Genomic DNA, 10669 nt, shown 5'->3' with positions numbered 1-10669 from the left:
GCGGGGCCCGATGCTATCCGCCCGCCCGGGGACGCCCGGGCCGCGCGGACGGGTCGACGGGTTCAGTGGGAGGGGCGCGACCACTGCTCGGTCTGGGTCAGCCGGAGCAGGTAGACCAGCGGGGGCAGCACCAGGACGGCGGCGAGGCCGAAGGCGACCAGCAGGCCCTGCAGGGTGGCCGTCGCGCCGGCGGCGTCGGCGACCGTGACCTCGTCGACCAGCAGCCACGGCAGCTGGCCGACGCCCCAGCCGCTGACCACGGAGGCCACGGCGACCACGGCGGTCAGGCGGGCCAGGGCGTAGCGCCGCACCAGCAGCAGCCCGAGGGTGGCCAGTCCGGCCACGAAGGCGACCAGCACCAGCGGCAGCGCCCGGCCGGTGAGGCCGTCCCACAGCGTGGGGGCGTCCGCCCTCAGCGGCAGCAGCCCGGCGAACACGACCAGCCCGGTGACCAGGCCGACGACGAGCGTGCGTCGGCGCAGCGTCTCCGCGAGCTCGTCCTCACCCCCTCGACGGGCGTCGGCGACCAGGAAGCAGCCGGCCAGGAAGATGCACGTCCCGACCGCGACGAGCCCACCGATGACCGAGGTGGGCGTCAGCCACGACGACCACACGCCGTCCCGGCCGTCGAGCGGCACCCGCCCGGACGCGATCGCCCCCGCGGTGGCGCCGAGGAAGAACGGGGTGACCAGCGACGACCCGGCGAAGACGACACCGAAGAAGCGCGCCTGGCCGAGCGTGGCGGCGTACTTGCGGAAGGCGAACGCCGAGCCGCGGAGCACGATGCCGAGCAGGGCCAGCAGCAGCGGCAGGATCAGGGTGTCCATCGCGGCGGCGAAGGCCCTGGGGAAGGCCGACCACCAGGTCACCAGCACGAAGATCAGCCACACGTGGTTGGCCTCCCAGACCGGCCCGATGCTGTGGTCGATCCGGGTGCGCAACGCCGCCCCCTCCCGGTCGCCGCCGGCGGTGAGGTCGAAGAACCCGGAGCCGAAGTCGGCGCCGCCGAGCACGGCGTAGGCCAGCACGCCGGTGAACATCACCGCCGCGACCACGAGCTCGAGGCTCATCGGGCGGCCCCCGTACCGGCCGGCTCGACCTCGGCGTCACCGGGCTCGGGGCCGTACGGGCTGGGCAGGTCCTCCTCGCCGTCGCGCCACCGGCGCGCCATCGAGCGGAGCACCAGGACCGCACCGATGGTCAGTCCGGTGTAGACCACGGTGGTCGCACCCAGCAGCCACCACAGCCCGGGGTTGTCGCCCGCGGCCTCGTTCGTCCGCATCACCCCGTAGACGACCCAGGGCTGGCGTCCGACCTCGGTGGCGATCCACCCGGCCTGCAGCGCGACGACGGACAGCGGTGCGCAGGCCACGACCGCTCGCAGGAACCACCGGTTCTCCAGCAGGTCGCGGCCGCGCCAGCGGGCACCCCAGTAGGCGAGCACGACCAGCACGAAGAGGCTGCCGATCCCGATCATCGTCTGGAAGGCGAGGTGCACCACGTTCACCGGCGGCTGGTCCTCGACCGGGATGGTGTCCAGGCCCTGCACCGGCTCGGTGAAGGAGTTGCGGGCGATCACCGAGCCGAGCACCGGTATGTCGATCGACCCGACGACCTCCCCGTCCACGACGATGCCACCGAGACGCAGCGGTGAGGGGCTCTCGGTCTCCAGCGCCAGCTCGAAGGCGGCGAGCTTGGCCGGCTGCGTCTCGGCGACCCGCAGGCCGAGCAGGTGCCCGACGAAGGGCTGCATCAGGGCGGCGACGGTGGCGAAGGCGAAGGGGACCATGAACCCGAGCCGGTGGTGGCGGTCGCGGCGGCCCTTGAGCATCCCGGCGGCGTACACCGCGGCCACGGCGAACCCGGCGACCATGAAGGCCGCCAGCCACATGTGCAGGAACTGCATCCACACCTGGTCGTTGGTGAAGACCGCCCACGGGTCGATGTTGACGACCTCGCCGTCGACGATGTCGAAGCCGACGGGTGCGTTCATCCAGGCGTTCACGCTGAGGATGAAGAACGTGCCGGAGATGCCCGAGACGGCCATCGGCACGAGCATCCAGAACTGGTGCCGGGGGTCCATCCGCCCCCAGGCGTAGAGGTACATGCCGAGGAAGATCGCCTCGACGAAGAAGGAGAGGCCCTCGAAGGCGAACGCCAGGCCGACCACGTCGCCGAAGGTGCCCATCAGCCCGGGCCAGAGCAGCCCCATCTCGAAGCCCAGCACCGTGCCGGAGACCGCGCCGATCGCGAACAGGACGGCCGATACCTTGCCCCACCGCTTGGCCAGCAGCAGCGCACCCTGGTCGCCCCGGAAGGCGCCGCGCCAGTGGACGACCGCGATGATCGTGGGCAGGGCGACGCCGAAGCAGGCGAGCACGATGTGCCAGCCCAGCGAGAGGGCCATCTGTTGCCGGGCGGGCAGCAGGCCGGCGGGCTCGGCGACGTCGGCAGCCAGCGTCGTGAGGAAGGGGGCGAGGGTGGTCAGCACGGGTTCCACACCTCGGACGGTACGACCGGGGAGGGGCCTTCCGGCATTCTTGTGAATGTTTTCACAAGGACGCGGCGCCGTAGCATCGACGCCCGATGGTCCGCAGCCGCGGACCCCGTACCCGAACCCGCTGAGGAGCCTCGACGATGGACGCGCACCACCCGCGGCACGACGCGCCGGAGACCGGCCGGATGCGCCGGCTGGTCCTGGCGGTGATCGTGCCGATCGCGGTCCTGACCCTGGCCGCCATGGTCTGGCTGTGGCCGACCGAGGGGGTCCCGGCCCCGGAGCAGCAGGGCGGTGCCGAGGAGCTCGCCGGTCAGGTGACCGCGATCCAGTCCGAGGAGTGCGTCGAGGAGCTCCCCGACGACGTCAACGGGTGCGGCACCGCGACGGTGCGCGTGGCCGGGGGTGCCGAGGACGGCGACGACCTCGAGGTGCCGCTGCCGAACGGCACCGGCGCCCCCGAGGTCGCCGAGGGCGACGACGTGGTGCTGGTCCGGACCGGCCCGGACGGCGAGACGTACTCGATCGTGGACCAGCAGCGCGGCACCGGCCTGGTCGTGCTCGTGGCCGCCTTCGCCCTGGCCCTGGTCGCCTTCGGCCGGTGGCGCGGACTGGCCGCCCTCGCGGGGCTGGGGGTGACGTTCGCGCTGCTGCTGCTCTTCGTCGTGCCGGCCATCCTGGCCGGGGAGCCGCCGCTGCTGGTCGCGATCGTGGGCTCCGCCGCGATCATGCTGACGGTGCTCTACCTGACCCACGGGTTCGGTCTCTCGACCACCGTGGCCGTGCTCGGCACCCTGGCCAGCCTGACGCTCACCGGCCTGCTGTCGTCCCTCGCGGTGGGGGCGCTGCACCTGACCGGCGTCACCGACGACCTCTCGGCCTCCGTCGGCACCTCCCAGGGGATCAACACCCAGGGCCTGCTGCTCGCGGGCATCGTGATCGGCTCGCTCGGGGTGCTGGACGACGTCACCGTGACCCAGTCCGCGACCGTGACCGAGCTCGCGAGGGCCAACCCGGCGTACGGCGTCGGCCAGCTCTACCGGGCCGGCAGCCGGGTCGGGCGCTCCCACATCGCGTCGGTGGTCAACACGATCGTCCTGGCCTACGCCGGCTCGGCCCTGCCGCTGCTCATCCTGATCGTCGCGAACGACGACTCCCTCGGTGGCGTGCTGACCGACCAGGTGATCGCCCAGGAGATCGTCCGGAGCGTGGTCGCCACGCTGGGCCTGGTGGCAGCGGTCCCGCTGACCACGGCCCTGGCCGCGTTCGCGTTCCGCGGACGAGAATGAAGACGCGGGGCAAGGACGCATCTACGGGGTAGTGTCCGCAGCGATGCCGCACATGAGGATCCGCGACGCCGCCGCCTACCTCGGCGTCAGCGACGACACCGTCCGCCGCTGGGTCGACCGCGGCCTGCTCGCCGCCACCACCGACGAGTCCGGTCGCAAGGTCGTCGACGGCTACGACGTGGCCCTCGTCGCCCGCCAGCACTCCTCGCCGCCCGGACCGCCGGACGGGGTGATCAGCTCGGCCCGCAACCGCTTCGTCGGCCTGGTCACGAACATCGAGGTCGACGCCGTGATGGCCCAGGTCGAGCTGCAGTGCGGTCCGTTCCGCGTGGTGTCGTTGATGAGCAGCGAGGCGGTGCGTGACCTCGGGATCGAGCTCGGGTCCGTCGCGGTCGCCGTCATCAAGTCCACCACCGTCATCGTCGAGACCCCTCAAGGACAGTCGTGAAGAAGGCCAGCGCCCTCGTCGTCACCACCCTGGTCGCCCTGGCGGCCGGCGCCTGCGGGACCGGCGGCGGCGAGGAGGCCGGGGCCGGGGACGGCGGGACCGCGACGATCACCGTGTTCGCCGCGGCCTCGCTGACCTCGTCCTTCGAGCAGGTCGCCGCGGACTTCGAGGCCGAGAACGACGGCGTCGACGTGCAGCTCAACTTCGCCGGGTCCTCCGACCTCGTCGCCCAGATCCAGGAGGGCGCCCCCGCCGACGTGTTCGCGTCCGCCGACGAGGCCAACATGGACAAGGCGACCGCCGACGACCTGGTGGACGCCCCGGCCCTGTTCGCCTCCAACACGCTCGCGATCGCCGTGCCGCCGGGCAACCCCGCCGGCGTCACGTCGGTCGACGACCTGGCCGCCGACGGGCTCAACCTCGTCCTCTGCGCCCCCGAGGTCCCGTGCGGCGCGGCCGCCGAGGCCGTCGCCGAGGCCGCCGACCTCGACCTCTCCCCGGTCAGCGAGGAGCAGTCGGTGACCGACGTCCTGGCCAAGGTCAGCACCGGGGAGGCCGACGCGGGGCTGGTCTACGTCACCGACGTCATCGCCGCCGGTGACGACGTCGAGGGCGTCGAGATCCCCGAGGACGTGAACGCCGTCAACCTCTACCCGATCGCGACGGTCGCCGACAGCGAGGAGGCCGAGCTCGCCCAGGGGTTCGTCGACCTGGTGCTCGCCCGGACCGGTCAGGACGTGCTCGCCGACGCCGGGTTCGCCCCGGCGCCCTGACGTGGCACGACCCCGTCCCCAGCGGGACCAGGTGGGCGTACCCCGCTGGCTCTTCGTCCCCGCCCTGCTGGGCGCGGCCTTCGTCCTGCTGCCGCTGGTGGCGATCGTCGCCCGCACGCCGTGGAGCAGGTTCCTCGAGCTGATCACCTCCGAGTCGTCGCAGCAGGCGCTGGCCCTCAGCCTGCGGACGTCGGCGACCAGCACGGCGATCTGCGTGCTGCTCGGCGTCCCGATGGCCGTCGTCCTGGCCCGGACCAGCTTCCGCGGCCAGGGGATCCTGCGCTCGCTGGTCCTGCTGCCCCTGGTGCTGCCCCCGGTCGTCGGCGGGATCGCGCTGCTCTACACCTTCGGCCGCCGCGGCCTGCTCGGTGAGACCTTCGACGTGCTGGGGATCCAGGTCGCCTTCTCCACCACCGCGGTCGTGCTGGCCCAGACCTTCGTGGCGATGCCGTTCCTCGTGGTCAGCCTCGAGGGCGCGCTGCGCAGCGCCGGACGACGGTACGAGGCCGTGGCGGCCTCCCTGGGAGCCCGACCGACCACGGTGTTCCGTCGGGTCACCCTGCCGCTGGTGCTGCCCGGGCTCGCCTCGGGCGCCGTGCTGGCCTTCGCCCGCTCCCTGGGTGAGTTCGGCGCGACCATCACCTTCGCCGGCAGCCTGCAGGGCATCACGCGGACCCTTCCCCTGGAGATCTACCTGCGCCGCGAGACCGACGCCGAGGCCGCCGTGGCGCTGTCGCTGGTGCTGGTGGTCGTCGCGGTCGTCGTGATCGGGTTCGCCCGGCAGAGCAGGAGCGCGGTGTGAGCCTGATCGTCGAGGCCTCCGTCGACGAGCGCGGCGTCGAGGTCGCCCTCGAGGTGGCGAAGGGCGAGACCGTCGCCCTGCTCGGCCCGAACGGCGCCGGCAAGTCCACCGTGCTGTCGGTGCTGGCCGGCCACCTCGTCCCCGACCGAGGTCGGGTGGTCCTCGACGGCCGCGTCCTGACCTCCCAGGGACGCCCGGGCGAGCGTCGGACGCAGATACCGCCGCACGACCGGCGCGTCTCCCTGCTCGCGCAGGAGCCGCTGCTCTTCCCGCACCTCAGCGTCCTCGACAACGTGGCGTTCGGTCCGCGCAGCACCGGCGCCGGCCGCGCGGCGGCGCGGGAGACGGCCCGGCAGTGGCTGGAAGAGGTGGGGGTCGCCGACCTCGCCGGGCGCCGACCCGCCGAGATCTCCGGCGGGCAGGCCCAGCGGGCGGCGGTCGCTCGTGCCCTGGCCGCGACGCCGTCGTTGATGCTCCTCGACGAGCCGATGGCGGCCCTCGACGTCGACGTTGCGCCCCAGCTGCGGCAGACCCTGCGCCGGGTGCTGGCCGACCGCACCGTCCTGCTGGTCACCCACGACGTGCTCGACGCGCTGCTGCTCGCCGACCGGGTCGTGGTGCTCGAGGACGGTGCCGTCGTCGAGCATGGCCCGTGCGCCGAGGTGCTCTCCCGCCCCCGCAGCTCCTTCGCGGCCCGGATCGCCGGGCTCAACATGCTGCGCGGCGCCTGGCGCGACGGGGCGGTCGAGGTCGCGTACGGCGGTCGCTCGATGCGGGTCGAGGGGATCGCGGCCGACCCCGTGCCGGGCGAGGGGGAGGAGGCGGTGGCGGTCTTCGGCCCGTCGGCGGTCTCGGTCTTCCTCGAGGCGCCCCACGGCAGCCCCCGGAACGCGGTCGAGGTCACCCTGTCCGACCTCGAGCCGCACGGCGGCCAGGTGCGGGTGCGCGCCGGCACCCTGAGCGCCGACGTCTCCGTCCGGGCCGTCAGCGAGCTCGACCTCGCCCCGGGCACGCGGGGCTACTTCGTGGTCAAGGCCTCCGAGGTCGCGATCTACCGCACCCGCTGAGACGCGTCGAGCCCCCGACCCGGGACCGGGTCGGGGGCTCTGACGACTGGGGTGAGTAACGGGACTTGAACCCGCGACATCCGCCACCACAAGGCGGCGCTCTACCAGCTGAGCTATACCCACCGCGCGGTCCGCGGGTGCACCGCAGACCGGAGGCGACTATAGGACATTCAGGCCGGCTCGGCCGCATCGGGGGACGGCGCCGCCTCGTCGCGGCCGAGGCCGGTCACGGCGCCGCCGTGGCGGGCGGCGACCTCCTGGGCCGTGCTCGAGTCGGGCCCGGGGGCCGGCACGAAGACGGCCTCGCGGTAGTAGCGCAGCTCCTCGATGCTCTCCTGGATGTCGGCCAGCGCCCGGTGGTTGCCGCGCTTGGCCGGGGCGGCGTAGTAGGACTTCGGGAACCAGCGCTTGGCCAGCTCCTTGATCGAGGAGACGTCGACGATCCGGTAGTGCAGGTAGCCGTCGAGGTCGGCCATGTCGCGGGCCAGGAACATCCGGTCGGTGGAGACGGTGTTGCCGGCCAGGGGCGGGCGCGAGCCCGAGGGGCACTGCGCGGTGATGTAGTCCAGGACCTGCTTCTCGGCGTCGGCCAGGGTCGTCCCGGCGTCCAGCTCCTCGAGCAGCCCGGACTTCTCGTGCATCTCGCGCACCAGCGGGATCATCTGCTCCAGCGCGCCCGGCGGCGGCTTCACGACCACGTCGACGCCCTCGCCCAGCACGTTCAGGTCGGAGTCCGTGACCAGCGCGGCGACCTCGATCAGGGCGTCCTTCTCCAGGTCCAGCCCGGTCATCTCGCAGTCGATCCACACCAGTCGCTCACTCATGGCGGGCACCCTACGCGCGAGGGCGGGGTGGCCCTTCTCAGGACGCGTTCAGCACCGCTCACTACGGTGGTGCCCGTGTCGAAGAGTTCTGATCAGGAGTCCCGGGCCGCGCGCACCCAGCGCACCGCCGCCGCGCTGGAGGCCGAGCGCCGCCGCAACCGCAACCGCCAGCTGGCCTCGGTGGGGGCCGTGGTCCTCGTGGTGGTGCTGGTCGTGGGTGCGCTCTACGTCTTCTGGCCCAGCAACGACAGCAGCGACGTGGACGCCGCGCCGGCCGGCGCCAGCGAGTACTCCCTGGGCGTGGGCGACCCCGAGGCCCCGACCGAGGTCGTGGTCTACGAGGACTTCCTCTGCCCGTTCTGCGGCCAGTTCGAGGCCGCCAGCGGCGACGAGCTGCAGCGTCTCGCCGACGACGGCCAGGTCTACGTCGAGTACCGCCCGCTGAACTTCCTGTCCCGCATCGGCGACTACTCCGAGCGCGCCACCAACGCCTTCGCCGCCGTGCTGGACTCCGAGGGACCGGAGGTCGCGAAGACCTTCCACGACGCGCTGTTCGCCAACCAGCCGAGCGAGTCCGGCCCGTTCCCCGACGACGACGCGCTCGTCCAGCTCGCGGTGGAGTCCGGCGCGGACGAGGAGTCCGTACGCCCCGCGATCGAGGACCTCGCGTTCGAGGACTGGGTCGACCAGGCCACCCAGGAGGCCTCCGAGGCCGGCGTCTCTGCGACGCCGACGATCCTGGTCGACGGCGAGCCCTTCACCGACGGCCAGACCGTCGAGGAGCTCTCCGCCAACCTGATCAGCACCATCGAGCAGGGCTGAGCCGGTGGGCGCGACGCCCGCCGCAGCAGCGGACCTCGCGGGGTTCGTCGCCGGGCTCCCCAAGGCCGAGCTCCACGTCCACCACGTCGGGTCGGCCTCGCCGCGGATCGTCGCCGAGCTGGCGGCGCGGCACCCGGGCCGGGTGCCGGCGGACCTCGACGAGCTGCGCGCGTTCTTCGACTTCCGCGACTTCGCACACTTCATCGAGGTCTACCTCAGCGTCGTCGACCTCGTCCGCACGCCCGAGGACGTCCGCACGCTGACCTACGAGGTCGCCCGCGACCTGGCCGGGCAGCAGGTGCGCTACGCCGAGCTGACCTGCACGCCCTTCACCTCGGTGGCGGTCGGCGTGCCGATCGAGGGCTACACCGAGGCCCTGGAGGACGCCCGCCTCGCGGCCGAGCGCGAGCTCGGCGTCGTGCTGCGGTTCGTCTACGACATCCCGGGCGAGTCCGGGATCCCGGCGGCCGACGCCACCCTCGAGTACGCCCTGCGCCACCGCCCCGAGGGCCTGATCGGCTTCGGGCTGGGCGGCCCGGAGGTGGGCGTGCCGCGGCCCCAGTTCGCGCCCCACTTCGACCGCGCCCGCGCGGCCGGGCTGCGCAGCGTCCCGCACGCCGGGGAGACCACCGGCCCGCAGACGGTGTGGGACGCCCTGGAGCACCTCGGGGCGGAGCGGATCGGCCACGGCACGTCGGCCGCGCAGGACCCGGCGCTGCTGGCCCACCTGGCCGAGCGGGGGATCGCCCTGGAGGTGTGCCCGTCCTCGAACGTGGCGACCCGCGCGGTCGCGTCCCTGGCCGAGCACCCCCTGCCGGCGTTCGTCGCGGCGGGCGTCCGGGTCACGATCGGCTCCGACGACCCGCCGATGTTCGCCACCACCCTGAACCGCGAGCACGAGATCGCGGCCGACCTCCTGGGCCTGGACCAGGCCGGCCTCGCCGAGCTGGCGCGCGAGGGCGTCCGTGCGTCCTTCGCGCCGGAGGACGTGCGCCGGCGCGTGCTCGGCGAGATCGACGCCTACGAGCGGACCCACCGACCGACGTCGGGCTAGGTGTGATGCCCAGCCAGGTTGTTCAACCTGGTGATGGGTGCGGCCTTCCCGATTGCTGAGTGGGGTCGGTGGTGGTTGTACTGGTGGACCCATGCTGGCAGAGCGGCGAGCCGGGCTGACTCGGAGTTGTAGAACTTCTTGAATGCCCAGTCCTCGGCCAGGGTGCGGTGGAAGCGCTCGATCTTGCCGTTGGTTTGAGGTCGGTAGGGCCGGGTCTTCTTCGGTGTGATGCTGAGTTCGGCGCAGGTCTCGCGCCACAAGTGGGACCTGTAGCAGCTGCCGTTGTCGCTGAGGACCCGTTGGACGGTGACGCCGCGCTGGGCGAACCAGGCGACCGCGTTGCGCAGCACCAGGACCGCGGTTTCCTTGGTCTCGTCGTCGTGGGCCTCGACGTAGGCGACGCGGGAGTGGTCGTCGATCACGGTGTGCAGGTAGCAGGTCCCGATGACTGGGTCGCGGTGCTTGCTGCGTGGTGTGCCGGTGCGCGCCACAGTTGTTGACCGGTTCTTCTGGCCTTGCTGGCGGCCGACGTAGCGCCATCCGCCGCCGTCGGGGACCTTGCCGAGCTTCTTGACGTCGACGTGGAGCAGGTCTCCGGGCTGCTCGTGCTCGTAGCGACGGATCGGCTCCCCGGTGGCACGGTCGATGTGGGTGAGCCGATTGAGGCGGCAGCGGACCAGGACGGCGTGGACGGTCGAGGACGCCATGCCGAGTCGGTCAGCGATCTCGACTGGTCCGAGGCGTTGCTTCCAGCGCAGGTGCACGATCTTGCGGACCACCGGTGCCGGCGTCCGGTTCGGTTGGCGGTGTGGTGCCGAGGACCGGTCGTGCATGCCGTCGGGTCCCTCGTCGCGGTAGCGGTCGGCCCACTTCTTCGCCGTGCGCCAGGAAACGTCGTAGCGCTCAGCAGCACGAACGGGCGGCCATCCCTGGTCGACGATCAGTCGCGCGAGTCGTAGTCGTGCGCGGGGGTCAGGGCAGCGTTTGCATGGGTAGCGTGGGACACGAAGGCCTCCTTCGGTGGCGGAGCGGTTCCTAGACAGCTCCACTCCACACCGGGGAGGCCTTCGTCCATCTACAGGTCAGATCGTGT

10 protein-coding genes, 1 tRNA gene and 1 pseudogene are annotated in these 10669 nt (G+C 72.6%); 7 read left to right on the top strand and 5 right to left on the bottom strand.

The genetic code is table 11. From position 1 onward, the window contains the following. Positions 1-62: 62 nt before the first annotated feature. Together ENKNEFLB_RS17050 and ENKNEFLB_RS17045 are read right to left on the bottom strand one after the other, a co-directional pair. Positions 63-1070, bottom strand: coding sequence for a cytochrome d ubiquinol oxidase subunit II (locus ENKNEFLB_RS17050; protein WP_214056470.1), 1008 nt, complete (start codon positions 1068-1070; stop codon positions 63-65). Next, a complete protein-coding gene (locus ENKNEFLB_RS17045; RefSeq protein ID WP_246535629.1) occupies positions 1067-2500 on the bottom strand; it encodes a cytochrome ubiquinol oxidase subunit I in 1434 nt (477 codons plus the stop codon). The genes ENKNEFLB_RS17050 and ENKNEFLB_RS17045 overlap by 4 nt, the downstream gene beginning before the upstream one ends. Positions 2501-2637: 137 nt before the next feature. Here ENKNEFLB_RS17045 and ENKNEFLB_RS17040 point away from each other — a divergent pair, with 137 nt between their 5' ends. The 5 genes from ENKNEFLB_RS17040 to ENKNEFLB_RS17020 are packed head-to-tail and all read left to right on the top strand — an operon-like array spanning position 2638 to position 6876. Then, on the top strand, positions 2638-3786 hold the full coding sequence (locus ENKNEFLB_RS17040) for a YibE/F family protein (protein ID WP_214056469.1): 1149 nt from the start codon (positions 2638-2640) through the stop codon (positions 3784-3786). 43 nt (positions 3787-3829) lie between these two features. Continuing rightward, positions 3830-4234: a TOBE domain-containing protein gene (locus tag ENKNEFLB_RS17035; RefSeq protein ID WP_214056468.1), complete on the top strand. Its 405-nt coding sequence runs from the start codon at positions 3830-3832 to the stop codon at positions 4232-4234. After that, complete coding sequence (modA, locus tag ENKNEFLB_RS17030; RefSeq protein WP_246535628.1) at positions 4231-5007, top strand: molybdate ABC transporter substrate-binding protein; 777 nt, start codon at positions 4231-4233, stop codon at positions 5005-5007. Before ENKNEFLB_RS17035 ends, modA begins: the two co-directional genes overlap by 4 nt. Before the next feature lie 31 nt (positions 5008-5038). After that, a complete protein-coding gene (locus ENKNEFLB_RS17025; RefSeq protein WP_214056467.1) occupies positions 5039-5809 on the top strand; it encodes an ABC transporter permease in 771 nt (256 codons plus the stop codon). After that, positions 5806-6876: a sulfate/molybdate ABC transporter ATP-binding protein gene (locus tag ENKNEFLB_RS17020; RefSeq protein WP_214056466.1), complete on the top strand. Its 1071-nt coding sequence runs from the start codon at positions 5806-5808 to the stop codon at positions 6874-6876. Before ENKNEFLB_RS17025 ends, ENKNEFLB_RS17020 begins: the two co-directional genes overlap by 4 nt. Positions 6877-6923: 47 nt before the next feature. Here ENKNEFLB_RS17020 and ENKNEFLB_RS17015 read toward each other — a convergent pair. Both ENKNEFLB_RS17015 and orn read right to left on the bottom strand, forming a co-directional pair. Then, positions 6924-6999: transfer RNA gene (locus ENKNEFLB_RS17015), tRNA-His, on the bottom strand. Between the two features lie 47 nt (positions 7000-7046). Next, complete coding sequence (gene orn, locus ENKNEFLB_RS17010) at positions 7047-7700, bottom strand: oligoribonuclease (RefSeq protein WP_214056465.1); 654 nt, start codon at positions 7698-7700, stop codon at positions 7047-7049. A gap of 75 nt (positions 7701-7775) precedes the next feature. Here orn and ENKNEFLB_RS17005 point away from each other — a divergent pair, with 75 nt between their 5' ends. Continuing rightward, positions 7776-8522 (top strand): DsbA family protein, encoded by a 747-nt coding sequence (locus ENKNEFLB_RS17005; RefSeq protein WP_214056464.1) that lies wholly within the window; start codon positions 7776-7778, stop codon positions 8520-8522. A 4-nt stretch (positions 8523-8526) separates the two neighbouring features. After that, on the top strand, positions 8527-9576 hold the full coding sequence (locus tag ENKNEFLB_RS17000) for an adenosine deaminase (protein ID WP_214056463.1): 1050 nt from the start codon (positions 8527-8529) through the stop codon (positions 9574-9576). Here ENKNEFLB_RS17000 and ENKNEFLB_RS16995 read toward each other — a convergent pair. Then, positions 9573-10582: pseudogene (locus ENKNEFLB_RS16995) on the bottom strand (IS481 family transposase). The gene ENKNEFLB_RS17000 and the pseudogene ENKNEFLB_RS16995 sit on opposite strands and share 4 nt — an antisense overlap. Positions 10583-10669: the final 87 nt, after the last annotated feature.

The organism is Nocardioides aquaticus, from assembly GCF_018459925.1.
In the GTDB taxonomy this organism is placed as follows: Bacteria; Actinomycetota; Actinomycetes; order Propionibacteriales; family Nocardioidaceae; genus Nocardioides; species Nocardioides aquaticus.
The sequence above is the reverse complement of the archived record's forward strand: the minus strand, read 5'-3'. Positions and strand labels throughout refer to the sequence as shown.

Excerpts from the sequence above, each read along its gene's own strand:
- ENKNEFLB_RS17040 (WP_214056469.1), top strand. The coding sequence starts at position 2,638 with ATGGACGCGCACCACCCGCGGCACGACGCGCCGGAGACCGGCCGGATG.
- orn (WP_214056465.1), bottom strand. The coding sequence starts at position 7,700 with ATGAGTGAGCGACTGGTGTGGATCGACTGCGAGATGACCGGGCTGGAC.
- ENKNEFLB_RS17035 (WP_214056468.1), top strand. The coding sequence starts at position 3,830 with ATGCCGCACATGAGGATCCGCGACGCCGCCGCCTACCTCGGCGTCAGC.
- ENKNEFLB_RS17050 (WP_214056470.1), bottom strand. The coding sequence starts at position 1,070 with ATGAGCCTCGAGCTCGTGGTCGCGGCGGTGATGTTCACCGGCGTGCTG.